27 protein-coding genes and 1 tRNA gene are annotated in these 25,741 nt (G+C 67.7%); 10 read left to right on the top strand and 18 right to left on the bottom strand.

What is annotated here, in order from left to right:
• The first annotated feature begins 359 nt into the window (after positions 1 to 359).
• Positions 360 to 656 (top strand): hypothetical protein, encoded by a 297-nt coding sequence (locus ASF58_RS20335; protein WP_055956865.1) that lies wholly within the window; start codon positions 360 to 362, stop codon positions 654 to 656.
• Positions 657 to 749: 93 nt separating this feature from the next.
• Here the strand turns inward: ASF58_RS20335 and ASF58_RS20330 are convergent, their stop codons facing one another.
• Positions 750 to 1,325 carry a type 1 glutamine amidotransferase domain-containing protein gene (locus tag ASF58_RS20330; protein ID WP_055956862.1) on the bottom strand — a complete coding sequence of 192 codons (576 nt, stop codon included), beginning with the start codon at positions 1,323 to 1,325 and terminating at the stop codon, positions 750 to 752.
• A 168-nt stretch (positions 1,326 to 1,493) separates the two neighbouring features.
• On the opposite strand from ASF58_RS20330, the gene ASF58_RS20325 reads away from it, so the two are divergent.
• Positions 1,494 to 1,712, top strand: a complete 219-nt coding sequence (locus ASF58_RS20325; protein ID WP_055957152.1) for a hypothetical protein — start codon at positions 1,494 to 1,496, stop codon at positions 1,710 to 1,712.
• A 5-nt stretch (positions 1,713 to 1,717) separates the two neighbouring features.
• On the opposite strand, the gene ASF58_RS20320 is transcribed toward ASF58_RS20325, so the two are convergent.
• Positions 1,718 to 2,107: a hypothetical protein gene (locus ASF58_RS20320; protein WP_055956859.1), complete on the bottom strand. Its 390-nt coding sequence runs from the start codon at positions 2,105 to 2,107 to the stop codon at positions 1,718 to 1,720.
• Between the two features lie 289 nt (positions 2,108 to 2,396).
• On the opposite strand from ASF58_RS20320, the gene ASF58_RS20315 reads away from it, so the two are divergent.
• Both ASF58_RS20315 and ASF58_RS20310 read left to right on the top strand, forming a co-directional pair.
• Complete coding sequence (locus tag ASF58_RS20315; protein ID WP_055956856.1) at positions 2,397 to 2,606, top strand: cold-shock protein; 210 nt, start codon at positions 2,397 to 2,399, stop codon at positions 2,604 to 2,606.
• A gap of 207 nt (positions 2,607 to 2,813) precedes the next feature.
• Positions 2,814 to 3,044 (top strand): hypothetical protein, encoded by a 231-nt coding sequence (locus ASF58_RS20310; protein WP_055956852.1) that lies wholly within the window; start codon positions 2,814 to 2,816, stop codon positions 3,042 to 3,044.
• A gap of 133 nt (positions 3,045 to 3,177) precedes the next feature.
• On the opposite strand, the gene ASF58_RS20305 is transcribed toward ASF58_RS20310, so the two are convergent.
• Entirely contained in the window at positions 3,178 to 4,005 is an 828-nt protein-coding gene (locus ASF58_RS20305; RefSeq protein WP_055956848.1) for a 3'(2'),5'-bisphosphate nucleotidase CysQ, read from the bottom strand.
• A 316-nt stretch (positions 4,006 to 4,321) separates the two neighbouring features.
• Here ASF58_RS20305 and ASF58_RS20300 point away from each other — a divergent pair, with 316 nt between their 5' ends.
• Positions 4,322 to 4,819 carry a DUF6101 family protein gene (locus tag ASF58_RS20300; protein ID WP_244477420.1) on the top strand — a complete coding sequence of 166 codons (498 nt, stop codon included), beginning with the start codon at positions 4,322 to 4,324 and terminating at the stop codon, positions 4,817 to 4,819.
• 28 nt (positions 4,820 to 4,847) lie between these two features.
• On the opposite strand, the gene ubiA is transcribed toward ASF58_RS20300, so the two are convergent.
• On the bottom strand, positions 4,848 to 5,801 hold the full coding sequence (gene ubiA, locus ASF58_RS20295) for a 4-hydroxybenzoate octaprenyltransferase (protein WP_055956845.1): 954 nt from the start codon (positions 5,799 to 5,801) through the stop codon (positions 4,848 to 4,850).
• 48 nt (positions 5,802 to 5,849) lie between these two features.
• Positions 5,850 to 6,320 (bottom strand): hypothetical protein, encoded by a 471-nt coding sequence (locus tag ASF58_RS20290; RefSeq protein ID WP_055956843.1) that lies wholly within the window; start codon positions 6,318 to 6,320, stop codon positions 5,850 to 5,852.
• A gap of 287 nt (positions 6,321 to 6,607) precedes the next feature.
• Between ASF58_RS20290 and ASF58_RS20285 the strand changes: the two genes are divergently transcribed.
• From ASF58_RS20285 to ASF58_RS20265, 5 genes are all read left to right on the top strand, one after another.
• On the top strand, positions 6,608 to 7,360 hold the full coding sequence (locus ASF58_RS20285) for a 16S rRNA (uracil(1498)-N(3))-methyltransferase (protein WP_055956841.1): 753 nt from the start codon (positions 6,608 to 6,610) through the stop codon (positions 7,358 to 7,360).
• 128 nt (positions 7,361 to 7,488) lie between these two features.
• Entirely contained in the window at positions 7,489 to 8,856 is a 1,368-nt protein-coding gene (locus ASF58_RS20280) for a glutamate--cysteine ligase (protein ID WP_055956838.1), read from the top strand.
• A 154-nt stretch (positions 8,857 to 9,010) separates the two neighbouring features.
• Positions 9,011 to 9,406: a hypothetical protein gene (locus ASF58_RS20275; protein ID WP_055956835.1), complete on the top strand. Its 396-nt coding sequence runs from the start codon at positions 9,011 to 9,013 to the stop codon at positions 9,404 to 9,406.
• A gap of 143 nt (positions 9,407 to 9,549) precedes the next feature.
• Complete coding sequence (locus tag ASF58_RS20270) at positions 9,550 to 9,837, top strand: sulfurtransferase TusA family protein (RefSeq protein WP_055956831.1); 288 nt, start codon at positions 9,550 to 9,552, stop codon at positions 9,835 to 9,837.
• A gap of 72 nt (positions 9,838 to 9,909) precedes the next feature.
• The gene (locus tag ASF58_RS20265; RefSeq protein WP_055956828.1) at positions 9,910 to 10,482 is read left to right on the top strand and encodes an NUDIX hydrolase; all 573 of its coding nucleotides are present in this window, start codon (positions 9,910 to 9,912) and stop codon (positions 10,480 to 10,482) included.
• Positions 10,483 to 10,497: 15 nt separating this feature from the next.
• Here the strand turns inward: ASF58_RS20265 and ASF58_RS20260 are convergent, their stop codons facing one another.
• The 13 genes from ASF58_RS20260 to ASF58_RS20205 all read right to left on the bottom strand — a co-directional run bounded on the left by ASF58_RS20260 (position 10,498) and on the right by ASF58_RS20205 (position 25,648).
• Entirely contained in the window at positions 10,498 to 11,310 is an 813-nt protein-coding gene (locus tag ASF58_RS20260; RefSeq protein WP_055956825.1) for a WecB/TagA/CpsF family glycosyltransferase, read from the bottom strand.
• A 143-nt stretch (positions 11,311 to 11,453) separates the two neighbouring features.
• Entirely contained in the window at positions 11,454 to 12,932 is a 1,479-nt protein-coding gene (locus ASF58_RS20255) for a GumC family protein (protein ID WP_055956821.1), read from the bottom strand.
• Positions 12,933 to 13,245: 313 nt separating this feature from the next.
• Entirely contained in the window at positions 13,246 to 14,355 is a 1,110-nt protein-coding gene (locus tag ASF58_RS20250; protein ID WP_055956819.1) for a glycosyltransferase, read from the bottom strand.
• On the bottom strand, positions 14,352 to 16,283 hold the full coding sequence (locus tag ASF58_RS20245; RefSeq protein ID WP_244477419.1) for a glycosyltransferase: 1,932 nt from the start codon (positions 16,281 to 16,283) through the stop codon (positions 14,352 to 14,354). The genes ASF58_RS20250 and ASF58_RS20245 overlap by 4 nt, the downstream gene beginning before the upstream one ends.
• Before the next feature lie 516 nt (positions 16,284 to 16,799).
• Positions 16,800 to 16,876, bottom strand: a tRNA-Pro gene (locus ASF58_RS20240).
• Positions 16,877 to 16,973: 97 nt separating this feature from the next.
• Positions 16,974 to 17,693, bottom strand: a complete 720-nt coding sequence (locus ASF58_RS25375) for a 4'-phosphopantetheinyl transferase superfamily protein (protein ID WP_162242088.1) — start codon at positions 17,691 to 17,693, stop codon at positions 16,974 to 16,976.
• Positions 17,694 to 17,900: 207 nt separating this feature from the next.
• Complete coding sequence (locus ASF58_RS20230) at positions 17,901 to 18,773, bottom strand: RNA polymerase factor sigma-32 (RefSeq protein WP_055956812.1); 873 nt, start codon at positions 18,771 to 18,773, stop codon at positions 17,901 to 17,903.
• A 254-nt stretch (positions 18,774 to 19,027) separates the two neighbouring features.
• The gene (locus ASF58_RS20225; protein ID WP_055956809.1) at positions 19,028 to 19,618 is read right to left on the bottom strand and encodes a CarD family transcriptional regulator; all 591 of its coding nucleotides are present in this window, start codon (positions 19,616 to 19,618) and stop codon (positions 19,028 to 19,030) included.
• Positions 19,619 to 20,054: 436 nt separating this feature from the next.
• The gene (fdxA, locus tag ASF58_RS20220; RefSeq protein WP_055956805.1) at positions 20,055 to 20,393 is read right to left on the bottom strand and encodes a ferredoxin FdxA; all 339 of its coding nucleotides are present in this window, start codon (positions 20,391 to 20,393) and stop codon (positions 20,055 to 20,057) included.
• Between the two features lie 234 nt (positions 20,394 to 20,627).
• Entirely contained in the window at positions 20,628 to 20,903 is a 276-nt protein-coding gene (locus tag ASF58_RS20215; RefSeq protein ID WP_055956802.1) for an RNA-binding S4 domain-containing protein, read from the bottom strand.
• Between the two features lie 6 nt (positions 20,904 to 20,909).
• The gene (locus ASF58_RS20210) at positions 20,910 to 24,320 is read right to left on the bottom strand and encodes a helicase-related protein (protein ID WP_055956799.1); all 3,411 of its coding nucleotides are present in this window, start codon (positions 24,318 to 24,320) and stop codon (positions 20,910 to 20,912) included.
• Positions 24,321 to 24,386: 66 nt separating this feature from the next.
• Entirely contained in the window at positions 24,387 to 24,683 is a 297-nt protein-coding gene (locus tag ASF58_RS25370) for a hypothetical protein (RefSeq protein WP_244477429.1), read from the bottom strand.
• A gap of 47 nt (positions 24,684 to 24,730) precedes the next feature.
• On the bottom strand, positions 24,731 to 25,648 hold the full coding sequence (locus ASF58_RS20205; protein ID WP_082513205.1) for a DUF3108 domain-containing protein: 918 nt from the start codon (positions 25,646 to 25,648) through the stop codon (positions 24,731 to 24,733).
• Positions 25,649 to 25,741: the final 93 nt, after the last annotated feature.

Genomic DNA, 25,741 nt, shown 5'->3' with positions numbered 1-25,741 from the left:
GCCGGTTGCCGGCTCAGTCGCCGCCGCCTACATCGGCGGTCCCTGCTGCCGAGGCGCCCGATGGTTTCGCGAACCCTCTCGGGCTTGGCATGGTGGCGGGGCTTGTCGTGACGGGGCGGTGCGGACCAGTTCTCTGCGCGGTCCCTGTGAGGCCTAGTGGGCCGGGTGGCGACAGGCGTGTCAAGGACGCGGGGAACAGGAACCGCAGCCTTGGCGCAAGGCCCACCTCATCGGCCCCGTCCCATCCCGGGACGCTCTCCCGTTGTATCTAAGTCGCGGTCGTTAACGATCCTGGGCAAGTGTGGGCATCGGCCGGGGAACCGGTCGCGTGCCACTGCGTAGTTTCGGGCCTGACCACTATGAGACGCCTCCTGACGGGTGGCATCAAGGCGATCCTCGCGGTCGCTGCGCTCTCCACCGCCGCTCACTGGACCTTGCGCCTGCAGCGCGAGCCGACCCCCTCGCTCCGCGCCCAGGCGGAGCTCCCCGATCCGATCACCACCGGATCGATCACGCCGCGGCCCGCGGACCCGGCCGTGCTTGCCGAGCCGGCTCCGGATTTCGCGAAGACCCTCGATCAGCGCCATCTCTCCGAGCTCTTCGCGGGTGCGACGCCTGAGAAGGCGAAGGTGCAAAAGACGGCCGTCAAGCGCTAGGGCCGCTTCGAAACCGCATCTGCGCCAGCGCTCCGACGGATCGCACGCCCGAGTCCGGGGCGTGCGGCCGTCGGCGACGGGATCGCGGATGGGTCAGGCGGCGGCGCGGCTGCCGTGCTTGCCTTCCTGGATCTCCTCGATGATTTTGGCGCAGAAGGCGTCGAGGTCGCCGGGGTTGCGGCTGGTGATCAGGCCCTTGTCGGTGACGACGGGCTCGTCTCTCCAGTCCGCGCCCGCATTCACCACATCCGTTCGGATCGATGCGAACGAGGTCATCCGGCGTCCCTTCGCGGCGCCAACCTCGATCAGCAGCCAGGGCGCGTGGCAGATGGCGGCGACCACCTTGCCGGAATCCAAGAAGCTGCGGATCAGCGCGAGGGCCTTCGGCTCCACGCGAAGCTTGTCCGGGTTGATCTGGCCACCGGGGAGCACAAGGGCGTCGTAATCCTGCGGAGACACGGACTCGAGATCCTTGTCGACTGCGACGTTCTTGCCCCAATCAGTCTTGTCCCAACCCCGGATGGACTCCCTGGCCGCGCGGGACTGCGGCGCTGCGACGTGAACGGTCGCACCGGCTTCCTTGAGCTTGCTGTGTGGGACCGTGAGTTCGGTCTCCTCGAAACCATCTGTGGCGACGATCAAGACCTTGGCCTGCCTGATGTTAGACATGGATTTTCTCCGAGAGGTTGAGGGTACGGCACTGAACAGGTCCTGTGGGACGCAAGTTCCCCACGGGCTCCCATAGGTCACCGCGGCCGCGGGAACCCACCCGTGCTCGGCCGTGTTGGTCCGCACATCCCTCAGACAGACAGGAGGCTTCGCATGGCCCATCACGAGATGGCCAATCCCGGCCTGCCGATCCCCGAGCCGCTGCCGGGTGGAATTCCCGGTGACCTGCCGACGCCGCCCCCACCGGATGAGCAGCCCGATATCGGACCGACCGGCCCGCGCACACCCTATCCCGTCAACGATCCGGGGATCGACGAGCCGGCCGGCCCTGGCTCGGAGCCGGATTACCTGCCGGGCGGCCCCACCGACCCGGGCGTTCGAATGTAGCGGACTCAGTGATCCCCATGCGACGCGCGCACGTCGCGCGGCGCGCTCAAGATTTCAGAGAGGCTCGTTGCCACGTGACGGGCCTCTTCGTCCGTCAGGCGAAGCTGAAACGGGGGCAGCGCGCCGGCCTGCAAGGCTACGACGGCCTGGCCCTGCTCGTCCGTACCGACCTCGATCGCCGACGAGGTGACGTCGAGCATCGCGATCTCTTCGTCAGACATATCCCCGGACAGGTCGCCGTCGTCGGGTTCATCAATGGCCGTGAGAAGCTGGCCCACCGCCCGCACCAGGGCACGGGCCGCCCGGGCATCCATCACGACTGCCGTGGCCTGATCGTCCTTCTGAAATGAGAGTTGGATGTTCGCCCCTTCGAGGGAAACCGAGATGCCCGCCATGAATCGCCTAACCGCTTGCTCAAGAACTCTTATATGCGGTCGGCCGCGCAAATAACACAGGGGCTGCCCCTGCGGCCGCTGCGAACCAGCGTCGTTTCCGTCGGCCAGAACGCCTTGTTGCGGCCGCATGATCGGACTACATGAGAGATAGCGGGTATCGGTGAGCTGGGATCTTGTACCGCAAGCGTCTCACGTCCTGCTGATTCCGTCAGGCCTACCGAAGAGGATCCGCCGCTTGCGTCGAGCAGACGCAGGCTGTTGATCGACGAACGATACGAGGATCTATTTCGTGAATACCGGCACTGTAAAGTGGTTCAACGAGACCAAGGGCTACGGCTTCATTCAGCCTGACGACGGCGGCAAGGATGTGTTTGTGCACATCTCCGCAGTCGAGCGCGCTGGCATGCGCAACCTCATCGAGGGTCAGAAGATCTCCTATGAGATTCAGACCGACAAGCGCAGCGGCAAGGACTCGGCTGGCAACCTCCAGGCGGCCTGACGCTCCCGGCGCCAGCCCCCGGGCTGGCGTCACCCCGAAGGGCTTCTCACGAAGCCTCCGCCGTCGGCGACCGATACCCTTCTGGGGAGAATGGGTCAGGGATCCGACATCTTCCGCAACCCCAACGACGCCCGCGGCCTATTTGGTCCGATGCGTCCGAGACACTGCACGCGAACCTGCACGTTATTGAAAGTACACAAGAAAAATATGTTGTTTGAATATACCCGACGCCGCGGCGTCCGTTCGCCGGTTACTGATGCGGCGACCTTCAAGGTGGGTCACCTGAAGCAGACCATGGCTCATGAAGCCAAGACCGTCGACCTCAGCCACTTGATCGACACCTCCTACAACTACCATTCGCCGCGTGAACTGCGCTGGCATCTCGCCGAGCGGTTCGGTATGGCCCCAGAGGCGATAGCCCTGCGCGAGCATCACTGATCGAAATGCAGCCCTGATTTTTTCGGGGTGGACCACACGTTGCTTCACTAAGCCGACGTTGCGATCGAGCCCAGCGCCCAGGTGCTGGGCTTTCCTGTTTTCAGAACCCTTCCGCAGCCTTCGCTCCGTGCCCTCAGCGGGGCAACAAGGCCGCCACGACTTCGTCTCGCAGAGCTTGGGATACGGCGACGAGTTCCCCGTGCACCGGATCGGGACGGTTGTAGGTCGTCGGACTGCCCTGCAGGTCACTGACCGTGCCGCCTGCCTCGCGCAGGATGAGGTCCGCACCGGCGAGATCCCAATCTCGCGCATGGGGCGAGACCAATCCAACATCGATCGAGCCCTCGGCTACCCGCGCGACGCGCAGGGCCAAGGACGGAATGCGCTCGACGGAGACGAGATCGGCCTGCTGGCCATTCGTCCCAGCGCCTCGGGCTAGGCGGTCCATCATCGGCTTCGGACCAGTGACCCGTGCCCCCTCAACCGCGCTTTGGCCAGAGACGGCGATGGTCTGGCCGTTGCGGGTGGCACCCGCGCCTGCGATGGCCTCATAGAACGTGTCGGTCACGGGCGCGTGAACGAAACCCAGGATCGGTTGTCCCGCCGACAGCAGTGCAACGGCAATCGACCAGTCGGGATGCCCGGACATGAAGGCGCGGGTCCCATCGATGGGATCGACGATCCAGACGAGACCGGCATCGAGTCGCACCGGATTGTCGCTGGTCTCCTCCGAGAGCCAGGCGGCCCGGGGCAGCATCGCGCTGAGGCGAACCTTCAGGAAGGTGTCGACCGCCACATCGGCTTCCGTCACCGGTGAGCCGCCTGCCTTCGACCAGACCCGCGCGCCCGTCTGTCCGCCTGCCTTGTAGAAGGGCAACGCGAGGGCGGCCGCTTCGCGGATCGTCTCGCGCAGGGCGGGAACGAGGGCGTGTGCGGCTTCCGGGGCAATCGGATCGGACATGCGTCTCCATACGGTTTTGGAGGTCAGGCTGGGCGCTTGTTGAAGAGCCCGTCGCCCCGGCACGGATGCATGGAGGGCGGTGCTTCCTTCGTTGTAGGGTGCTGCGCGGGTTGTCACAAGCAGAGCGGCGCAGATCTCGATACGGACAAATCTCTCAGATCGAAGCAAGGAAGCGTTGAGCATTCCACCTGCTTCACCCTTGTCCATACTCGCTTAACGCTCACTCTTAAGCTGGTCTGAGGAGGTTAGACGTAAATCTGCTTGTCATAGACGGGTGGCCCATAGAGGTTGCCGGCGCCAACAGGGTGTACGATCCATGAACACTTTCGCGAACATGAACGACATGTCGGCGGATGCCACCTTTGTCGGCGCTGCTCCGATCCTGACCCAGTCGCGGCTCCCGGTGATCGACCGCTCGGGCCCGAGCCGGCTCGCCGGCGTGGCCCTCGCTTTCGCCGAGGATGATTCGGATGCCTGCGGCGAGGATCGCTTCGACCTTCTCCTCGTCGACGCCGCCGGTCGGGTCGTCACCCGCCTCGGACCGTTCTGTGAGGACGAGGTGGTGGCGTGCTGGCGCGACGTCGCGGCCAAGTCGGGCCTCCCGCGGATGATCGTCAAGGAAGACGGCGAACTCGCCAGCATCTCGAACCAGCTGGGCCCGGTGGCCCTCGGTCGGACCCGGACCCGGCGCCGTCACGGCCTCCTCAACGGCCGCCGCCCGCGCTTCCTCGTCCGTCGCAAGACCGGCGCGCTGCCGGTTCGCCCCTTGATCCATCGCGGCGAAAGCGAGATCATCTCCGGCGCCCGCTGCTGAGAAGGACTCGCCGGACTTCGAGCGACGTTCAGAGGAGGTGCGTCACCGCGGCATCCGCCGCGAAACCAAGAAACAGGATCAGTCCCGCTTCCCGGTTGGAGCGGAAGAGTGTCAGCGCACCCCGTCCGTCGCGCGTGTCGAGGCGCAGCACCTGTCGCCCGAGATGGGCACCGAACAGGGCGACGCCGAGCAGTCCCACGGGGCCTGCACCCGCCAGGATCGTAGCCAGCGCGATGAATCCGACGCTGGCGCCGTAGCACAGACCGATTGCTCCTCGCATCCGGCGCCCGAAGAAGCGGGCTGAGGAGCGGATACCCGCGATCTCGTCGTCCTCGATATCCTGCACGGCGTAGATCGTGTCGTAGCCGATCACCCAGGCAATGGTGCCCGCGTAGAGAAGCAGGGCCGGTCCATCGAGTCGGCCGAACACCGCGACCCATCCCATCAGCGCGCCCCACGCGAAGGCGAGGCCGAGGACCGCCTGCGGCACCGGCATGACGCGCTTCATGAACGGATAGATCGCCACCGGGACAAGTGAGGCGATGCCGACGCCGATCGCCGTGCCGTTGAACTGGAGCAGCACCGCGAGGCCGATCAGGGCCTGCACCACGAGGAAGACGGTAGCCTGGCGTGCCCGGACCTGCCCCGAGGGCAGCGGGCGCGAGCGCGTGCGCTCCACCTGTGCGTCGAGGTCCCGATCGGCGATGTCGTTGTAGGTCGAGCCCGCACCCCGCATGGCGACGGCGCCGACGAAGAACAGGACCAGATGGACAGGGTCGGGAAAAGCGGCGCCCGACCGGATGGCCGCGAGCGAGGCCGACCACCAGCATGGCATTAGCAGGAGCCACCAGCCAATCGGGCGGTCGATGCGCGCAAGACGCAGATAGGGCCGCGCCCAGCGCGGCGCGATCCGGTCGACCCAATGTCCTGCCACCGCATCGGCGACACGGCGGTCCGCCTGGGGGGGACTCACGCCGTCCATGGACGCATGGGCGCGCTGGGCCGACTCGTCCGGAAAGTCAGCACAGGATCAGAGGGCACCCTGCGGCATCTTCAGGCTGCCCGTAAGGCCGGGGCCACCGAGAAGGCCACCGCCGCCGCCGCCGTTCTGGGCCTGCGCGCGGGCCTGAGCTTCCATCTTAGAGGCCTGGGCCGCGACCGTGCACACCTTGGTCTTGATACCCGACACCTTCAGGTGGTCGGCCTTGAAGCCTTCCGCGAAGGAATCGGGGATCGAGCACCACTCCTTGTTGGCGGTGATCCATTTCAGCCCGGCGGTGCCGTTGGCCTGGAGCTTGCCGAACAAGGTGCAGGCCTCGGCCGGCGTCATCTTCTTCTTTGAGTTCGACGCGGCGTTCGCCTTACCGATCAGGTCCTTGCGGGCCTGGAGGGTCTGCTGGATCTCGCCGCACTCGGCAGCGGCCTGTGCGAAGGCGTGTTCGCTGGAAAGCGCGGTCCCGGCGAGGGCGACGGCCAGCGCCGCGATGGTCTTGAACGACATGCCTTGAGATCCTTTCTCCGCCCATCCTCGATCCGGTCGGGGTAAGCCCGGCGACCGAATGCGGAATAGCCTGATGCGTGCCCGGATGCGCGCAAGATTCTGCGTCCTCCGGTCTTGGTTTTGTTTCGGCATAGGAATGTGGCGCCTTTCAAGCCGCAAACGCCGGGCCGCATTCGAAGGTGGATTTGCGACGCAATATTGCTGCGTGTTGCGGTTTTGCATCGGCCGATGCGGTCCCGGGACCGGACCGTTGACAGCCGACCCCCCCTCACGCGACCACGCCGGGCATGGCCGCATATGACTTCACCGCCCCACGTCTCTTCGTCGAGGCGGACCTCGCTGCCGGAGCGACGCTGCCGCTCGACCGGTCGCAGGCGAACTACCTCCTCAACGTCTTGAGGCGCGGGCCCTCCGATCCGGTGCTCTTGTTCAACGGGCGCGACGGCGAATGGCGGGCCGAAATCACTCCGACCGGACGCAAGAGTGCGGACCTGATCGTGCGGGAGCGCACACGCCAGCAGCCACCACGCGCGGACCTCCATTACCTGTTTGCACCGTTGAAGTCGGCCCGGCTCGATTACATGGCTCAGAAGGCGGTGGAGATGGGTGCCGGAACTCTTCGTCCGGTTTTCACCCGCTACACGCAGGGCGAGCGACTGAACGTCGATCGCCTGCGTGCGAACGCCATCGAGGCGGCCGAGCAATGCGGCATCCTCGACCTGCCCGAGATCCAGGAGGCGGCCAAGCTCCCGGCCGCGCTTTCCGATCTCAACCCCTTGCGGCTGCTGGTGTTCTGCGACGAGGACGCCCCGGTTTCGGATCCGGTTCGAGCTTTGCGCGAGGCTGCGGCCTCAACCGTTGCCCCACCTCTCGCGGTGCTGGTTGGACCCGAGGGTGGGTTCGCACCGGAAGAGCGCGCACTGATTCTGGAACGCCCCAACACGGTCGCCCTCTCCCTCGGTCCGCGCATCCTGCGGGCCGATACGGCGGCGGTGACGGTGCTGGCCCTGGTTCAGGCCGTGCTCGGCGACGCCCGTTGAGGCGTCGCTTGCCCGCGTTGTTCGCGCGGGTCCCCTGGCCTATGAGGCGCGTTGACCCGATCCTAGGGGCCTCGCCGCTGCGGTCCGGCACGCCTCTCCCTTGAACGACCTTCCTGAAGAGGCAGCGCATGGCGCGCGACACGTCCGATACGACGCCCCTGACCACGCGGGACGAGCTCATCGCCTGGTTCGCGGAAGGCGAAAAGCCGCGCGCGCGCTTCGCGATCGGCACCGAACACGAGAAGGTGCCGTTCTACCGCGACGGCAACCGTCCGGTCCCGTATGCGGGTGAGAAGGGCATCCGGGCCCTGCTCGAGGGGCTTAGCCGCGACACGGGCTGGGAGGCGATCGAGGATGCCGGCCACCTGATCGGTCTCGCCGGGGCCGAGGGGGGCGCCATTTCGCTCGAGCCCGGCGGACAGTTCGAACTCTCCGGTGCACCGCTGGCCGACGTGCACGCGACGGCCGCGGAATTGCGGATGCATCTCGAGGCGACGGCGCAGGTCGCAGACGGTCTCGGCATCGGCTTCCTCGATCTCGGCATGAGTCCGAAATGGACGCGGGAGGAGACCCCCGTGATGCCGAAGAGCCGCTACAAGATCATGGCGGGGTACATGCCCAAGGTCGGCAGCCTCGGCCTGGACATGATGCTGCGCACCGCCACCGTGCAGGTGAACCTCGACTTCGCTTCCGAGGCCGACATGGTGGCCAAGATGCGCGTGGCCCTCGCGCTACAGCCGGTGGCGACCGCCCTCTTCGCCAATTCACCCTTCACGGATGGACGCCCCAACGGCTTCCTGTCGCGCCGGTCCGAGATCTGGCGCGACACCGACGGCGACCGTACCGGCATGCTGCCCAGGGCTTTCGAGCCTGGCTTCGGCTACGAGTCCTACGTCGACTGGTTGCTCGACATGCCGATGTACTTCGTCAAGCGGGGCGAGACCTACCATGACGTCTCCGGCGCCTCGTTTCGCGACCTGATGGACGGCCGCCTCGCGGCGCTGCCTGGGGAGCGCGCTACGGTGTCGGACTGGGCCAACCATGCCTCGACCGCGTTCCCCGAGGTGCGGCTCAAGCGCTTCATCGAGATGCGCGGATCCGATGTGGGCAATCCAGCGATGATCGCCGCGCAGGCGGCTTTCTGGGTCGGCTTGCTCTACGACGAGGCCTCCCTGGCGGCGGCCTGGGACATTGCCAAGAACTGGAACGCCTGCGATCGGGAAGGCCTGCGCGCGACGGTCCCCCGCCTCGGTCTGGCCGCCCGCATCGCCGGCCGGTCCCTGGGGGCAGTGGCGGCGGAGGCTCTCACGATCGCCCGCGCGGGCCTCGCTGCACGGGCGCGTCGCGACGCTCAGGGGCGAGACGAGACGCACTTCCTTCAGCCGTTGGAGGCCATCGTCGCCGCCGGACGCTCCCTCGCCGAGGAGCGCCTCGCCGAATACGAGGGGCGCTGGCAGCGCTCCGTGGAGCCCGCCTTCACCGAATGCGTGTTCTGAACAGATCATACCGTGGCAGCAGGGGATACGCGCCTGCGATGTCGCGAATGTGATCGAGGACACCCACCGGCGCGGCTTGACTGTGGCGATCCTGGAACGGATCGCCAAGTTCATCGTTTCAGGAACATCTTATCCTGTGACGGAGAACGCTCGCATGTCACGCATCTTGTCCTTCGCCCTCGCGGGCACCACCGCCATCGGTCTCTCGGCGGGTTCGTTCACGGCCGCTCAGGCTGCTCCGATGCCGGCTCTGAGTGCTGCCCAGGTTGGTGGCGGCGCCACGGTCGAAACCGTGCGTTATCGCGGCTACGGCCGGGGCTATTATGGTGGCTATCGCCGTGGGCCCGGCGTTGGCGGCGCCCTGGCGGCCGGTGCAGCCCTCGGCATCATCGGTGGCGCCATCGCGGCCAGCCAGGCACCGCGCTACGGCTATTACGACCGCGGCTACGTCGGCACCGGTTACGGTTATGGCTACGACGCGCCGGCCTATGGCTATTACGCCGCGCCGTCTTACGGCTATGGCTATCCCGCCTACGGCTACGGCTACTGAGGTCTGACCTCGCCGGGCGCCCTCAGCGCCCGGACCGGCCCTGCCTGGTCCCGCCGACGGTCCAAGCCGTCGGCGGGATCTTTCGTTTCGAGACTGGTAGAGCGGCGGGGACCAGGAAAGCCGGGGGCAAAGATGTGACGTCGATGACGGACGGAGGCAGCGAGACCAGGCATCTCGACCTCACCGGGTTAAAGTGCCCCCTACCGGCTCTGCGGACCCGGAAGGCCTTGCGCCGGATGCCGTCTGGCGCGTTCCTGGTGGTTACCTGCACCGATCCGATGGCGGTCATCGACATTCCCCACATGGTGAGGGAGGAGGGCGACGCCCTTGTCGCGCAGACGCAGGACGCGGATCGGATGACCTTCACGATCCGCCGACGTCTCACAATCCCCGAGACCGTTGCCGAAAACACGCGCTTCACGCCTCATTGATGCGCCAAGCCGCTGTTAGGTCCCTCCCATTCGGTCGCCGCAGCCTCGGCGATCCGACGGGGGGAGAGCAGAATGGCGCCGATTATCCGCGGCACCCGGATCGTGCACGACGGCTGGAGCCGGTTTCTCGTCGCCGAGGTGACGATGGAGGATGGCACACGCCTGGCGCGCGAGATCGAGGATCACGGACGGGCGACCGCAGTACTGCCCTACGATCCGACCCGGCGGGTCGCTCTGCTAGTCGAACAGTTCCGGACCCCGGCCTTCTATGCGGCGGGGGTCACCTCCGTGCTCGAGGTGCCGGCCGGCCTCCTCGATGAGTCCGAGCCCGAGGAAGGGGCACGCCGCGAGGCCTTCGAGGAGACGGGCGTGCGTCTCGGCGTCCTCGAACCGGTCGCCTGCGGCTGGAGCATGCCGGGGATCTCGACCGAGCAGATGGATCTGTTCCTGGCGCCATACGAAGCGCCCGACCGAGTCGGTCCCGGCGGCGGACTGGTCGGCGAGCACGAGGACATCACCGTTCGGGAGCTGGCCCTGAGCGAACTTGCGGCGATGACAGATCGCGGTGAGGTCACCGACATCAAGACCCTGGCGTTGATCCTGACCCTGCGGGTGCGGCATCCGCACCTGTTCGGCGCGGCGTGATCCGTCCGAAACGCTTCAGGGCGTTTCAGGCGCGCGCTGGGCGTTGGGCGCCGGACGCTGCCGGGCGGCTTGGGGAAGCCGACGGGATCTCCGAAACAGCGATCGGCGCAAAACAATCCCGAACAGTCCCCACGAGCGTACGAAGTAGCGGCGGAACAGCCGATGCGGCGCGTGCCAGAACCGGAAGAACCATTCGAGTCCGAAGCGCTGCATGAGGGCAGGCGCGCGGGGCACAAGCCCGGCTGCGACGTTCAGTGCTTCGCCGACGGCAAGGACGACCGGACTCCCGAGGGCGTTCCCTTGGCGGTCCACCCAGATCTCCGAACGTGGCGCACCGACGCCGAAGACGAGCAAGGTCGTTCCGTGCGTCCGCACGGCTGCACAGAGGTCCTCCCCGTAGGCCTCATCGTTCTCGAAGCCGAAGGGCGGCACCGTGAAGGCGACCGACGCGCGCGGTATACCCGCCATCACCAGACGCTCAGTGAGGCGAAGTCCGACGGCCTCCGTCGAGCAGACCATAAAGATCTGCCGACCCGCAGGCCAGGGCGCGGCAAAGGCGGCCGCGATGAGGTCGTGGCCCGTGACCCGCCGCGCCGATCGTTCCCCACAGAGCCGGGCGAGCCAGACGAGGGGCATGCCATCGAGGGTGTGAGCGACCGCGCCCTCGTAGGCTTTCCGGAAAGCCATGTTCTCCGACAACGTCACGATGTGATCGAGGTTCGCGGTGACGATCATGCGCGGACGGGTGGCCGGCTGGCGGGCCGAAGTCGCGAGGATGTCGGTGGCCGATCCAGGCGTGAACGTGATGTCGAATAAGCGAACGCTCATGTCATCGCCTTTGGCACCTGTTCCGTACGCACCTTGAGGATGAACGACGGGAACCCGGGGCTGAACGTCGCGCCACGTGGGAGGGTCGCACGGGGAAGGTTTGCAGAAATCGATCGTGGAGGCAGGGGTGGGCGGAACTGGACTCAGGCATCGACAGCTCGGAAGCTGCGGGCCCCGGTCGAACTGCTCGTCCGGGGCGGACGGGGCACCCGTCGGTCGCGGCGGGCTCCGAGCCAGAGCGCGCCAGCGGCACCGAGACCCAGGCCTACAAGCAAGGCGAGGGGCAGCACCAGCTTCGGGGAGGGCGGCCAGGTTCGGCTCCGCGGCGGCGTCGCGGTCGAGATGACCCGCACGTTGGAACTGTTCAGACGCTCCTGTTCGTTGGTCTCGCGCGAACGGCGCAGAAAGGCCTCGTAGATCGAGCGCCGGGCATCGAGCTCGCGCTCGAGCTCACGCAGGCCCACATTGGCGCGATCGTTACCGGCCGTCTCGGTCTTGGCGCGCTCTAGGCTCCGACGCACCGCGGCCTCGCTTGCCACGGCCCGATCGTAATCTTTCTGCGAGGTGTCGATGATGCGCTCCTTCTCGCGCTGGATGAGGCGCTGGAGATCGCGCTGCTGCGCGTACTGGTCGGCCATGGCCGGATGGCGGTCGCCGAGGCGTTGGGCAAGTTCCGCGGTGTTGCGCGACAGGGTCGCGTATTGCTGCCGCAGGTTCTGCATTTCGAGCGACTGCAGCATTTCCGGAAGGGCGGTCCCGGCCTCGCCGGTGCGCATGTGCCGCGCCTGATCGAGCCGTGCCTTGGCCTCGGCCGTCTTGAGGGTCGCGGTGACGAGCTGTTGGTTGAGATCGCTGAGCTGCTGGTCGCTGAGGAGGCGTCCGCTCGACGTCACCAGCTTGTTCGTCACGCGATACTGCAGAACCTTGCGCTCGGCTTCCTCGACCGATTGGCGCAACGTCGTCAGACGGCCCGTCAGGGCCTCGGAGGCACGACGCGCCGCATCGGTGCGGGCCGCCGCATCCTCCGCAAAATACGCGTCCGCGATGGCGTTGGCGATCCGGGCCGACTTTTCCGGGTCTTGGGTCTGGACATAGACGTCGATGACGAACGTCCGCTCGGCGCGACGCACGCCGAGCTTGAGGCGCAGGTTGTCGAGGGCGAGATTGACCGGCTCGCGGCTCGCCGGCGGCGGATCCATGCCGAGGAGCTCCTTGAGGCTCCGCACCAGCGGGTTTGTCGAGGCCGGGGGAACGAACTCCTCGTCCTCAGTCAGATCGAGGCGGTCGATGACCCGCCGCAGGACGCTGTCGGACTGCATCACCCGCGTCTGGCTCTCGGCGATCGAAACGCCGCTATCCGCCTGGGGCTGCCGGTTGCTGAGGTCGTTCTGGATGACCGGAAGATCGGACGGGTCGACGAGGATCTGCGTCACGGCGGTGTAGGTCGGCGCCACGGCGTTCAGCAGCACCACCGCGAGGATCACGGCGGCGAGCCCGCCGAGCAGGATCACGCCGGTGCCGCGCCATAGGCGACGCAGGATCAGACCGCTGTCGAGCCCACTCGGAACCCTGGTCTCGAGAATTACCGGCTCGCCACGGACCGGGCTTCCGAAGTCGAACATCTGTCTCGTCTCCCGACCTGGTCGCCGCTCGCGCGGTTCTTCTCTTCCGCCTCGAACAACTCTGTTCCAGTTCTGCCGCCCGTCTGTCTCGAAACGGAACAGGCGCCGACTGAAACGGCATCAACATCGTCGTCTGCGCAGGACGTATGCCAGTGGATCTGCTGCGCTGAGCGTCGCGATGGTCGCCCTCGACGATCTCCTCGTAGAAGCCGTGACTCGCAATGATATTGGTAAGAACAGGTTTGCTGACAGGTTGCGATCTGCGTAGTCCGCCGGACCTTCGTCGCTTATCTGTGTACAACTCCAATCGGCTTCATGCTGGGGCACGATTGTAAGGCTGCACCAGCCGATCTTCCGCATCGTCGTAGGCGGCAGCACCCACCTTCAGAAACATTGAGAAACACGCCGCGTCCCCAGCGGCGAGGCGGTTCCAGCGCGCCACATTGGCCCGCGCGGCATCCGGTACGGCCGCGAAGGCGGAGCTCTCGACCCAGGAGAGGATCGCGGCGGCGGCTCCCTTCGGATCGGAGGAGTCGATGTGTAAACCGGAGCCGGCCAGCACCTCGGCGAAGACCGGTCCGTGCGGTGCGGCAACCGGGAGACCGCCGTGCTGGGCCTCGAGGAGTGGCAATCCCAGCCCTTCGGCCTTCGAGGTCGAGAGAAGGAGATGGCATCGCGCCGCGAGGCCGCGCAGAGCCCCGTCGTCGAGATAGCCGTGCAGGGTTAGGAAAGGTGGCGGCGCCGCAAGGAAAGCATGGTCGCCCCAGCCGACCCGGCCGACCAGATGGAGTTCCGCAGCGATCCCACTTGCATTCAGGGCCGCGACGATGGCGAGCGCAGACGGGTAGTCCTTCCGCGGCTCGATGGTCCCGATGCAGAGCAGCCGAAGCGGCGTGCCGGGGGCGGGCGGCGGGGCGGCGGGCAGGCCGGTCAGTCTGAACACATCGCGCACGGCGGGCCTCAGCAGGGCGACCAGGGCATCGCGGGCGCAGTACGCCCGGACTGCCTCCCCGGTGGTGCGCGAGTTGGCGAAGAAGGTGCGCCCGAAGCGTAGTGCGAAGGCGAAGCTCGGCGCCATGTAGAGGCGGCTCTTCCAGCTGAGGTCCTGCGGGCGCGTCAGCAGGAAGGTGTCGTGCACATAGGTGATGCACTGGCGACGACGCAGGACCGAGAGCGGACCCGGGGGGAACCCGGGGAAGAGGAACAGGGCCGCGGGATCGCGCAAGGCCCGCAGGGGCAGGCCGAGATGCTGCGCGGCGATCATGCCGGGGATCCCCCGCGCACGGACCGTGGTGACAGGGTGCGGATGGAGCGTGTCGGGCGTGAACAGGTCGAGGGCGACGCGCTCGATCCCGGTGACATGCCCGCGCAGATGCGTGTGATCGAGATAGAGGCGGCGAGGCCGGTCTGATGGCGCGCTCATCGAACCTCTCCGCGAGTCGCCGGCCGAAGCATCCTGCGCAGCGTCGCGACCGCGTAGAGGATCCGGCGCAGCCAAGGCGGCATGTCACGCCCCACGAGAGCGTGCTTGGTCCGCCGGGCGAGGCGGACCACCCGCGAGGCGTCGCTCGGAATCAGGCCGGTCCGTCCGGGCGCACGATCCTGCGCCATGGCAAAGGTCGACAGCATCTCCGGCGCGAAGCGGATCCGTCCGGTCCCGGCCGCGGCCGGCAGGATACCCCGCGCGACGAACACGTCGTTCAGGCGCATTGCGCAGGCGGCGTGGCTGTTGCGACTCTCCAGGGCGATCCGTCCTAGGGCTCCCAGGCGTTGGCGCTCGGGAGCATCGGCGATCAGCGCACGGAGGGCGTCTTCAAGGGCGCCCGCCTCCAGCGGCACGAGGCGGCCCGAGACCCCGTTCAGGACGGCGGTGGCCAGACCGGTGGCGCGATAGGCGATGGTTGGGGTTCCGCACAGCCCGGCTTCCACGGGTGTCTGTCCGAACGTCTCCTGGCGGCTCGCGGTGACGTAGAGATCACAGGCACCATACCAGGCTGCCAGCGTCGCCTCGTCACCGATCGGACCCGCCGCGATCAGATCCGGAATTCCGAGAGAATCCGGATCGTCGAGCCGCCCGACGACGACGAACCGGAGCCCCGGCCGGACAGCCCGGCGCAGGATCGCGGTCAGCTCGGCCGTTCCCTTGCTGGGCGCGTCCGCGATCACGGCGGCGAACATGACGAGGACGTCATCGGCCGGCAGACCGAGTTCGCGCCGCAGGGCCGCGCGCGAGCGAGGACGGAACACGCCCGTCGGGAAGGCCAGGTCGATGCGATCGACCCGCGTCTCCCGCGGCGCCAAGGCGCGCGCCGCCGATTCCGTCCAGGCGGAGGCGGCGAGCAGGAGGGGTCCGTCGGGTTCGGCCAGGATCGCCTGCTTCTCGGCATAAACGCTGGCAATCCGCTGGGGCAGCAACTGCGGATAGGCGTTGGGCGAAGGACAGCGGGCGTCGCATCCCTCGGGGATGATGGGGCAGCCGGACGGGGAGGCGCAGCGCCCGGTGACGGGGAAGAGGTCGTGCAGCACGGCGGCGACCGGAACGGCTCGGGTGAGCCGCTCCAGGATCGTGGTCCGGCGGGTCGCGCCATGCAGGTTGCCCGCCACGATCAGATCGTAGCGCCCCTGCGACAGGGTGCGCTCCGTCCGCGGGAACCGCTCGACCCATTCGGCCGCCGCCGGCGGCGATTCCGCCGCGAGGCAGTGATCGCTGACGGTGTGGCCGGCGAGGGCGAGCGCATCGCACAGGCGTCGGTGGGCGATCCCGGCGCCGCCGAGAGGACCCTGGTCGGTCAGGCTGGCTACCGAGAGGCCCGAACCCATCGCGGGCGCCGCGTGGCCCGGCGCAGAGTGCAGGAGCACCGGTCGGCCCACCCGTGCGAGCACCGCACCCTGCCGGACGAGCCGCGGCCAGAGGGCGGCAACCGGATGTGCCGCGTCCGGGTCGAGCCCCCCGGCGGCCTGTACGCAGGAGCGCTTGAGCAGAGCCTCGCCGCCGGTGAAGGGGGCGAGCGGCCCGTCCGGAGGCGCGGGATCGACGAGCGTCCCCGGGGGCGCTGCCGGTGCGTCGAGACCGAGCGGTCCCGCATCGAAGACGACCCGTATGCCAACGACGACGTCGGCGCCACTGAGCAGGAATTGCAGGCCGAGGGCGGCAAGTGCGTCGGGGGCCAGAAGGTCGCCCGGCTGGAGGATCAGGAGAGCGTCGTACCCTTCATCCGCAACGATGAGGGGAAACCGAATCGCGCCGTCTGTCCGCAGGATGATGTCGTGTCGGAGATTCGGATAGGCCTGCGCCTCCACGGAGGCCCGGGTGGCGGCGAGTCCGTCGCACGGCTGCTGGACCAGCGTCACGATGCGCAACCGCGGCCACGCGCCATTCGCCAAAGGTCGATCGACGAGAGTGGAACGGGGTGGTCCGAAGGGCCAATCTGCGATGCCGTGCGCACGGGGTCCGAAGCGATCGGCGTCACCGTCCACCGTCAGTTGCGTGACGGATCCGTCCGATAAATCCGTCACGCTTGTCCGATCACCCTTCGCCGATCACGCTCGCCTCGGAATCGTGAGAATGCCGAGGACCGATCTCACCAAGGATGCGAGGGAGAGCTGAATCTTCCGTATGCGCGATGCCGGAGTCCGGCAGATGATCCCCATCCGGCCCGGCGCGCGGTCGTGCCAGTCCAACTGGACATGCACGCGGCGTTTACGCCGACCCAAGAATCGAACCGTCGCAGAGTGAGAGCCGGCGCCCGCCTGAACTCTCGACGTCGCTGGGCGTACAATCGAGCGCTTCGGCCGACGTGTCCTGCGCGAACGAAAAAGTTCTCGAAATTTGAGTGATCTCGGGAAAAGACCAAGTCTTGGTGATGCTGGTCGGAGTGGCAGGATTTGAACCTGCGACCCCCACGTCCCGAACGTGGTGCGCTACCAGACTGCGCTACACTCCGACAACGCCGGCTGTGTGGGCCGGCGAGCGGACGTATAGCGAGCCCTCCTCGGAGCCGCAAGCGCTTCCTTGCGGGAAATCGTCAGTCGGTGCCGTTCTCAGCCCTGAAGGCCCCAGTCCTCCGGGAGGCGATACCGGTGGCAGGACTGACCGGGCAGCGGAAAGGCAACGGCGCCGGCAGCCTCCGGTCCGAGGTCGAAATCGGACAGCGACCACCCGCATCCCACGGGGTCCGCGCCCTCCCAGGCAACGGTCGGCGCCGAGGGGGCACTGGTGCTGACGTCGAAGCCGTCAAGCGCGAGCATCAGGCCCGTGCCCAGTGCCTTCACGACGGCCTCCTTTCGCGTCCAAAGTCGAAAGAACGCATGATTCCGGAGGGCCTTCGGCGTCTGCGTCAGAACTTCGACTTCGTTGCGATGGAAGTGGGCGCGCGCGATCGGGAGCGGATCGTCAATCGGCCTGATCGCTTCTACGTCGACACCGATCGGAGCGGCGCAGGAGATGCCGACCAGGGCAAGGGATCCCGAATGGGACAGGTTGAAGTGCAGGCCTGCGCGTTGATGGGTTGCCAGAACGGGTTTTCCGCCAGCGTCCTGTCCGAAGATCAGATCCTGGGGCTGCCAGCCCCCGTATCGCGCCAAGATCAAACGAAGCGCGACGTGGCTTTCGATGAAGCGCGAACGATCTTCGGCGCGTAGGAAGCGGTCAGCTCGAGCACGCTCCTCGTTCGAGAGCCAAGCGGTCCGTCCAGGCGGGAGGGCCGTACCGAGGGACAGGTCGACGCGCCAGACCGCATTGCCGGCGTTGGCGCCAGGCACAGCACACTCCCAGCGGTGGGGTGCAGGCGTCGCAGCGGGCATGAGGCTGGACGACAAATCTTCCGGAAAGCGGCGATCCATCCTGACGCCTACAAAGCCCCTGTCAGACCCGCCATATGGCGGGCGCCGAGAGGTCTGTACGCCCATCACCACCACCCGCGAAAGCCCATGTCGCGCGGGTCGACGCTTCAACGCGCCGTGGTTTCCTCAGGCGTAGACGTTACCACCCGTCTGGGGAAAACGCTCAGCCAGGGCACGCCGCAGCTTCTCAAGCGCGCGGTTCTCGATCTGACGAACGCGCTCCTTCGAGATGCCGAGGCGATGACCAAGAGCCTCGAGGGTTGCTTGGTCCTCGGCGAGACGGCGCTCCTTGAGGATGCGCAGTTCACGCTCCGACAGAACCGTCAGGGCTTCGTTGAGCCAGATCAGCCGGCGCTCACCATCCACCGTCGCAGAGACGGTTTCATCCGGGAGGGCAGCGCCGTCCACCAAGAAATCCATGCGCTCGGAGGAGGCTTCGCTCTCCTCGCCCACCGGCGCGTTCAGGGACATGTCGGGGCCGGACAGCCGGGCGTCCATCAAGGCCACATCTTCCCGAGACACACCGATGGCCGTGGCGATACGGCGATGAATCTCGTCGCCGACGTGCTCCTCGGTCGACTGCATCAGCCGGGCGCGCAGGCGACGCAGGTTGAAGAACAAGGCCTTCTGGGCCGAACTCGTGCCACCGCGAACGATCGACCAGTTGCGCAGGATGTAATCCTGGATGGAGGCTCGGATCCACCAGGTGGCGTAAGTGGAGAAGCGAACTTCCCGCTCGGGCTCGAAGCGGGCCGCCGCCTCCATCAAGCCGACATGTCCCTCTTGGACGAGGTCGGCCATGGGCAAGCCGTAGTGACGAAAGCGTCCGGCAATGGCGATGACGAGCCGCATATGCGCCGAGATCAGCCCGTGCAGGGCACGTTCGTCGCGCTCGTCCTTCCAGCGCACGGCGAGACCGCGTTCCTCATCCCGCGCAAGGAAGGGCGCCTCCATCGCCGTGCGTATGAATTGCCGCCGTATCCCTGCGATATCCGCCATCCCCGCCTCCGCCTCGATGAAACGTGTGCATCTGACCACAGGGCGTCACCGCCGATCGAAACCGGATAGTGGACCTGTGACTGGCAACGCGACAACACGAGGTCTGTGGGATGGTTCCGCGGTCAGGGTGCTTCACACGGTCTCGTGAGCGCGTAACCCGGAGCGGATGGGGCCAAGAAAAAAGCCCGGCGCGCGGGCGCCGAGCTTTGAAAGCTGTTGGTTCCGGAATGATCCGGAACGCTGGAAGCGGCCGATCAGGCCGCCTCTTCCTGCAGATCGTCGCCTTCGGCTTCACCTTCCACCTCAGCCTCGCCCTTGGCGCGCCGCGGGGACTTGGCAAGGCTCTGCTCGATGAGCTTCAGGGCTTCGGTCTCAGTGATGCGATTCACCGACGAGATTTCCCGCACGACCCGGTCGAGGGCCGACTCGTACAGCTGGCGCTCGCTGTAGGACTGCTCGGGCTGCGCCTCGGAGCGGTAGAGGTCGCGCACCACTTCGGTCACCGACAGGAGGTCGCCCGAATTGATCTTGGCCTCGTATTCCTGCGCGCGGCGCGACCACATGGTCCGCTTGATCCGGGCGCGGCCGGTAAGCAGATCCAGAGCCTTCTTCACGAGATCCGGCTCTGCGAGCTTGCGCATGCCGACGCTGTTGGCCTTGGCGGTCGGGACGCGCAGAACCATCTTGTCCTTCTCGAAGGACACCACGAACAGCTCAAGCTTGTAGCCGGCGATCTCCTGCTCCTCGATGGCGGTGATGCGACCGACACCGTGAGCTGGGTACACGACCGCTTCGCCGGTCTTGAAGCCTTGGCGGCCTGCCGTCGTCTTCTTGGCTGTGGTCATGCGAGAAGCGCCTCCAGAACATTGCGCGGCCTTGAACGCCGCGCCGAACCCTGTAATCCGGGGTGGGTCACCCGGCTCCAGCCCCTTGTCCGAAGGATCTGCATCAGCGACGCACATCCTGCCGGTTCCCGGGCAAGCCGATGATCGCACAACGAGAGAGCGTTCGCCGAAAGCAGCTGAGCCTTCAGCGATCGATCGCATGCGCCCCCAGTCCACAGCTGAGTGTGAGACCCATCCGGTGTTGGCTGGAGGCAGCACGTCGGGCACGAACGACGGCAGGCATCTGTAATAACATAAACCCGCCGACGAATCAAAGGATTGCCGGCGCCGGGCCGTGGGAATGGCGAACGCTCGCCAGCCCTCCACAGCCTCTTCGTTAATGCTTCGGGAGGGCTCGGTGTCGGCGATAGGCCGCACCGAACGCACTTCGCGGCGATCAGTCGCCGGTGCCGGGATTGGCTGAGAAGTGCGCTTCGAACTTACCGGCGACGCCGTCCCAGGTCTTGGCGTCCGCGGGGGCGTCCTTCTTCTGCGTGATGTTCGGCCAAGTCCGCGCGTAATCCGCGTTCACCTTGAGCCAGGTCTCGAGGCTCGGTTCGGTGTCAGGCTTGATCGCCTCGGCGGGGCATTCCGGCTCGCAGACGCCACAATCGATGCACTCGTCGGGGTGGATGACGAGCATGTTCTCGCCTTCGTAGAAGCAGTCCACCGGACAGACCTCGACGCAGTCCATGTACTTGCACTTGATGCAGTTGTCGGTGACGACGTAGGTCATGGGGCCTTCAGTCCTTGATCCGGCCAGCGCCGGGAGCGTCTCGATGCCGATGCATGGTCGCTCGCGCAGATCGTTGCACGGATGCCTTAATGTGGAGTGGCGATGATGCCGGGTCGCATGGGCAAGAGTGAGTCGCGCTGGCTCTAGACCCTGTCCGTGGGACTGACAAGCGCGCTGGCGGACCTCCTGCACGACCGTTCACCCGGTGTCGCGCGGGTGACACGGGTCGGCCGCCTATTCTGGAGCATCCCCCACGACTTCGTAGAGCAGCTGGGCCTCCGGAGCCGGACCCCGCCGCTCGCCGAGATCGAGGATTCGGGCGATCACCGTGGCGTGCGCCGCCGCGACCGTCACGACATCTCCGAGGGCGACGGCCGTGGCGGAGGCGTCGACACGCTTTCCATTCACCCGGACATAGCCGTCGGTGACGAGGCGTGCCGCCAGCGATCGGGTCCGCGCGAAACGCGCGAACCACAGCCATTTGTCGAGCCGCTGACGTCCCGGCTTCATTCCACCTCAGCGCTTGCGGTCGTTCCCGGCTTCGAGTTGCGCCTTCAGCGCGGCGAGCTTGGCAAACGGCGAATCCGGATCCGGAGCCCGCTCGCGTCGCTGCGGACGTGGCTCGTCCCGGGGCGCAGCCCGCGGTTCGTCTCGACGCTCGGGTCGCGTACGGCCTGGCTCGAAGCGTTCGCGGCGCTGCGGCCGCCCCCCATCCGGACGTCCCTCGCCGGGACCACCGCGGCGTCCGCCCTCGGGCCGGTCGCCGGCCGGGCCACCGCGCGGACGGTCACGGCCCTCGCCGCTCCCACCGCCCGGACGGCGTTGGTCGGGGCGTGCCTCGCCCGCGGCACGATTCGGGGCACCGCCGTCACGGCCCTGGCTGCGCGGACGATTCTGGCGCGGGTTGGCATGGCGCTGGTGACGCTGAAGCCGCCAGACTTCGACCGTCGCGACCTCGGCCGGAGGAGCTTCCGACGGCGTTTCGCCGTCAGCGGTCTCGGCCGAAACCGCCGTGGGGGTCGCTTCCGGCTGAGCAGCTACGGCCTCCTCCGGCGGATGCTCCGTCGCCTCGGCGACGGCTGCAGCGTCGGCGACGGGCTGTGGTGCGGTCTCCTCGGCAGAGTCGACCGCACTTTCCTGGGCGGAGCTCTCCTCGAGCAAGTTCGCCGGCGTGGCGCTGTCCTCGACGGCTTCCTCGGGTGCACCGGCGGCGACGGAATCCTCAGTCGAACCCGGCGCGAGCGCCGGCTCAATCATCTCGGCGGATGCCGCGCTCGCGTCGGCCGGAGCCGTGTCGGTCACGCTGTCGGGTGCCGTCTCGCCTGCGGTCTCGGCCGGGGCATTCTCGGCGGTCGCCGGATCGGCGTCGGCCGCCGTCTCGGAAATGGTGGGGTCGGTGCCCGCAGCGGCGGGCACGATGGGCTGGGTTGGTGCCGCCGGGAGCAGCGGCACGGTGATCGCCGGGCCCGGGCGCGTCTCCGAGGCGTAACCGAGGGATTTGAGGATCGAGGCGAAATCCTCGCCGGAGCAGCCGACCAGGGAGGTCATGCCCACCGTCGCCACGAAGGCGTCTCCGTCGGCGGTGCCTACCGGAGCCTCGCCCGGCGTGGTGCCGGGGCGATAGGCGATGGCCGGCCGGATCAGGTCGGCGAGACGCTCGAGGATGTCGACGCGCACGGCGCGCTCGCCGCAGACCCGGAAGCCGGCGGCGCGGTACAGACCCTTGGCGATCTCGGGATCGACCTTGATCGAGGTGCGGCCGGAGCTCGCCAGATGGGCAATCTCGTCGAGGCCGCGCTGGTCGAGGCCGCCGTTTTTCAGGGCCCAGAGCTGGGCCGCGAGGGTGCGGGGCGCGGGCTTCAACAGGGCCGGCAGGAAGATGTGGTAGGCGCCGAAGCGGACACCGTGACGGCGCAACGCGCCGCGGCCTTCCTGATCGAGGGTGCGCATCTCCTGCATCACCTTGGCGCGCTCCAGCACGCCCAGGGCTTCCACCACCTGGAAGCCGATGCCCTTGGCCAGACCGGTGAGGTCCGCCGCGGTCTCGATCTCCATGAGCGGCCCGAGGAGGCGCACCACGTAGGCTTTGAGCCAGGCAACGAGCCGGGCTTCGACCTTGTCGCGCGCCGGGCCGGTCAACTGCTCGTCGGCCAGCAGGCGGACATGCGGCTCGAACAGCTTGTCGCCGGGCGTCAGCTTGGCGACCGGGTCGCCCGTCCAGCGGATGACGCCGTCATGGCTCAGCACCAGGGAGGCGTCGGCAGCCGACGAGAACCGCTCGGCGCGGGCCTCGATCTCGCCACCCAGGGCCTTTTCGGCCGCGGAGCGCAGGGTCTTGGCCTCATGTCCTTCCGCACCGGGATCCGGAACGAACTGGAAGCCATGCAGATGGCCGACATGCTGGCCCTCGACGGTGACGTCCCCGCCGGCGGTGATCTCAGCTTCCAACATCGTATTCTCTCTCAGGCGCCGCATCAGGACGCTGGTGCGCCGATCGACGAAACGGCTCGCGAGGCGTTCGTGCAGGGCGTCGGACAACCTGTCCTCTACCCGACGCGTCTCGCCCTGCCAATGCACCGGATCAATCAGCCAGTCCGGACGGTTCGCCACGAAGGTCCAAGTCCGCCCCTGCGCGATGCGCTGGGAGAGCGCGTCGATGTCGCCGTCGGTGCGGTCGATCATGGCGACGTGCTTCGCGAACCAGTCGTCGGGGATGCGCCCCGCCATCCCGCGCATGAGGAAGCGGTAGAGCTGGGCGACGAGGTCGGCATGGGTCTGCGGATGCACCTTGCGGTAGTCCGGCACGCCGCAGACGTCCCAGAGCCGGCGGACATGGGCCGGCCGGTTCGCGAGGTCGCGGATATCGTCCTCGCGCATCAGAATTTCGAGAGCGGACTGGTCCTCGCCCATGGGAGCGCGGGTCAGGCCCTTCTCCCGCGGGTGTTCGTCCAGACTTTCCTGCAGCGACTTCAGGGAGGAGAAGTCGAGGTCGGGATTACGCCATTGCAGGACGCGCAGGGGCTCGAAGTCGTGGGTCTCCAGCGCCTCGATCATCTCGGGCTCGAAGGGCGCGCACCGGCCGGTGGAGCCGAAGGTACCGTCCGACAGGTGGCGCCCGGCGCGGCCGGCGATCTGCCCCATCTCGGGCGGGGTCAGCTTGCGGAAGCGAGTGCCGTCGTATTTCCAGTTCGCCGCGAAGGCGACGTGGTCCACGTCGAGGTTAAGGCCCATGCCGACTGCGTCGGTGGCGATGAGGTAATCGACGTCGCCGGACTGGTAGAGCTCCACCTGCGCGTTGCGGGTCCTGGGCGAGAGTGCGCCGAGCACCACCGCCGCGCCGCCGCGCTGGCGCCGGATCAGCTCCGCGATCGCGTAGACCTCCTCGGCCGAGAAGGCGACAATGGCCGAGCGTCGGGGCAGGCGACCGAGCTTCTTCTCGCCCGCGAAGGTGAGTTGCGACAGGCGCGGCCGCGTCGTGGTGTGGACGCCGGGAATCAACGACTGCACCAGGGGCAGCATGGTCGAGGAGCCGATGAGCAGGGTCTCTTCGCGCCCACGCTGGTGCAGCAGGCGATCCGTGAAGACATGGCCGCGGTCCATGTCGGCGGCGAGCTGAATCTCGTCGATCGCCACGAAGGCGACGTCGAGGTCGCGCGGCATCGCCTCGATGGTGGAGATCCAGTAGCGCGGCCGGTCCGGCTTGATCTTCTCCTCGCCGGTGACGAGGGCGACCTTGTCGACCCCGACCTTCGCGACGACGCGCAGGTAGACCTCCCGCGCGAGCAGCCGGAGGGGCAGGCCGATCATGCCCGTCGGATGGGCGAGCATGCGCTCGATGGCCAGATGGGTCTTGCCGGTATTGGTCGGCCCGAGCACCGCCGTGACGCCGCGTGCGCGGGCCTGCGGGGAGAGGGAAGGGCGGATCATGAGGTGGGGGCGGTCCCTTCGGCGAGGCCGGCAGGCTCAGGAACGGGGGAGACCGCCGCGGCGCCGTCAGGGTCGGCGCTGCCGTGGCGGCTGCGCCTCATATGGGTCGCCATAGCCCCGCCTGCCATCCCGCGGCGGCATGCCGGGTACGCCGAGGCTCGGGTAAATTCCGATCTCCACGGGGGGCTGGCCCCCCTGCGGTGCGACATCGGCGCAGAGGGTGTCGGGCACCGCCGTGAGGGGGCCGCGGCGGGGTGGACGGTTCTCGATCACCTGGGCCGACGAATAGGCGTCGCCGCCACAATCCGGGCCCGTGGAGAGGCTCGACTGGGCCCTGGCCGCACCGCCCGTGAGGACGATCAGAGCGGCCAGCGCGCAGGGGCGGGTGATTCGCGTGCGTGCGAAGGGTCTCACTGGGCCAAGCTGGCCTGCGTGACGGGGGTGCCCGGCGCCGATGCGGTGGTGCTGCCCTGCTGTCCGCCGGTCTGGGTCCAGCGCGTCGCCTCGATGATGTTGGTGCCCACGGTGGTCCGGACCGCGATGCGCACCGGCAGCAGCACGCGGGTGCCCTCGACCGGCGCGAGCCAGACCGACATTTCGCGATTGTCTTCCATGAACTTCACGCCCGGCCGGTCCGGACGGTGGCCCGCGATCGGCGTGTAGCGTGCGTTGCAGACGAGGACGGGACCGCTGTAGCCGGGCTTGGCCACGCTACGGGTCTCGCCGTAGCTCAGCACGACGTCGAATCGGGTCGCGCCGTCGAAGATCGGCAGGGTCCGGTTGCAGTTGGCCGGGTCCATGGGGTCGGCGCGGCCCTGCACGGGCATCATCAGGGCGCTCGCGGGATCGATGACGCCGCGCTTGTTGGCGGGCGTGATCGGCACCCGATCGCCCATGTCGATGAGGGGCGGGGTGATCTCCGCCTGAGTGACGGTGCCGCGCGCCAGGGCCATGCGCACGGCGATGCCGGAATTGGTGGTCTTGGTGGCGATCGCGAAGGTGCTGGGCTGCGGCGCTGCCGCGATGGCACCGCTGGCGCGGGCGGAGCCCATGCCGCCCGTGACCACGCCGGCGAGGCCCGTGAGGCGCGCCGAGACATCCATCCGATAGCCGGACCCTTCGAAGGCGCCGGCCACCTGCGCGTTGCCGATGGTGAGGCCGGCCAGGGCGATGTCGTAGTCCACGGTGACGGCGGCAGCCGTCTTGGAGGCCGTCCGGGCCGTCTTGGAACGTGCCTCCGCCGAAGGCGCGGTCAGCAGGGCCGCGAGCGTCAGCAGGCTGGCGCCGAGGAGGGAGAGCGGGGCGGGGCGCTTGCGGGTGCCGCACATGTCTGGGGACTCGGGGTTGGCTGTCGATCTCCGGTCGAACGGGCCGGAGACATCTCGCCGGCATCGTCCGTCCTCATGGTTAACACATCGTTG

Origin of the sequence: Methylobacterium sp. Leaf125, assembly GCF_001423085.1 — a bacterium.
In the GTDB taxonomy this organism is placed as follows: domain Bacteria; phylum Pseudomonadota; class Alphaproteobacteria; order Rhizobiales; family Beijerinckiaceae; genus Methylobacterium.
This window is presented reverse-complemented; position numbering and strand designations above follow the sequence as displayed.

Excerpts from the sequence above, each read along its gene's own strand:
- ASF58_RS20260 (WP_055956825.1), bottom strand. The coding sequence starts at position 11,310 with ATGAGCGTTCGCTTATTCGACATCACGTTCACGCCTGGATCGGCCACC.
- ASF58_RS20330 (WP_055956862.1), bottom strand. The coding sequence starts at position 1,325 with ATGTCTAACATCAGGCAGGCCAAGGTCTTGATCGTCGCCACAGATGGT.
- ASF58_RS20305 (WP_055956848.1), bottom strand. The coding sequence starts at position 4,005 with ATGTCCGATCCGATTGCCCCGGAAGCCGCACACGCCCTCGTTCCCGCC.
- ubiA (WP_055956845.1), bottom strand. The coding sequence starts at position 5,801 with ATGGACGGCGTGAGTCCCCCCCAGGCGGACCGCCGTGTCGCCGATGCG.
- ASF58_RS20250 (WP_055956819.1), bottom strand. The coding sequence starts at position 14,355 with ATGAGCGCGCCATCAGACCGGCCTCGCCGCCTCTATCTCGATCACACG.
- ASF58_RS20275 (WP_055956835.1), top strand. The coding sequence starts at position 9,011 with ATGTCACGCATCTTGTCCTTCGCCCTCGCGGGCACCACCGCCATCGGT.
- ASF58_RS20255 (WP_055956821.1), bottom strand. The coding sequence starts at position 12,932 with ATGTTCGACTTCGGAAGCCCGGTCCGTGGCGAGCCGGTAATTCTCGAG.
- ASF58_RS20325 (WP_055957152.1), top strand. The coding sequence starts at position 1,494 with ATGGCCAATCCCGGCCTGCCGATCCCCGAGCCGCTGCCGGGTGGAATT.
- ASF58_RS20285 (WP_055956841.1), top strand. The coding sequence starts at position 6,608 with ATGGCCGCATATGACTTCACCGCCCCACGTCTCTTCGTCGAGGCGGAC.
- ASF58_RS20320 (WP_055956859.1), bottom strand. The coding sequence starts at position 2,107 with ATGGCGGGCATCTCGGTTTCCCTCGAAGGGGCGAACATCCAACTCTCA.
- ASF58_RS20265 (WP_055956828.1), top strand. The coding sequence starts at position 9,910 with ATGGCGCCGATTATCCGCGGCACCCGGATCGTGCACGACGGCTGGAGC.
- ASF58_RS20310 (WP_055956852.1), top strand. The coding sequence starts at position 2,814 with ATGTTGTTTGAATATACCCGACGCCGCGGCGTCCGTTCGCCGGTTACT.
- ASF58_RS20205 (WP_082513205.1), bottom strand. The coding sequence starts at position 25,648 with ATGTGCGGCACCCGCAAGCGCCCCGCCCCGCTCTCCCTCCTCGGCGCC.
- fdxA (WP_055956805.1), bottom strand. The coding sequence starts at position 20,393 with ATGACCTACGTCGTCACCGACAACTGCATCAAGTGCAAGTACATGGAC.
- ASF58_RS20300 (WP_244477420.1), top strand. The coding sequence starts at position 4,322 with ATGAACACTTTCGCGAACATGAACGACATGTCGGCGGATGCCACCTTT.
- ASF58_RS20290 (WP_055956843.1), bottom strand. The coding sequence starts at position 6,320 with ATGTCGTTCAAGACCATCGCGGCGCTGGCCGTCGCCCTCGCCGGGACC.
- ASF58_RS20215 (WP_055956802.1), bottom strand. The coding sequence starts at position 20,903 with ATGAAGCCGGGACGTCAGCGGCTCGACAAATGGCTGTGGTTCGCGCGT.
- ASF58_RS20230 (WP_055956812.1), bottom strand. The coding sequence starts at position 18,773 with ATGGCGGATATCGCAGGGATACGGCGGCAATTCATACGCACGGCGATG.
- ASF58_RS20210 (WP_055956799.1), bottom strand. The coding sequence starts at position 24,320 with ATGATCCGCCCTTCCCTCTCCCCGCAGGCCCGCGCACGCGGCGTCACG.
- ASF58_RS20225 (WP_055956809.1), bottom strand. The coding sequence starts at position 19,618 with ATGACCACAGCCAAGAAGACGACGGCAGGCCGCCAAGGCTTCAAGACC.
- ASF58_RS20335 (WP_055956865.1), top strand. The coding sequence starts at position 360 with ATGAGACGCCTCCTGACGGGTGGCATCAAGGCGATCCTCGCGGTCGCT.
- ASF58_RS20270 (WP_055956831.1), top strand. The coding sequence starts at position 9,550 with ATGACGGACGGAGGCAGCGAGACCAGGCATCTCGACCTCACCGGGTTA.
- ASF58_RS20280 (WP_055956838.1), top strand. The coding sequence starts at position 7,489 with ATGGCGCGCGACACGTCCGATACGACGCCCCTGACCACGCGGGACGAG.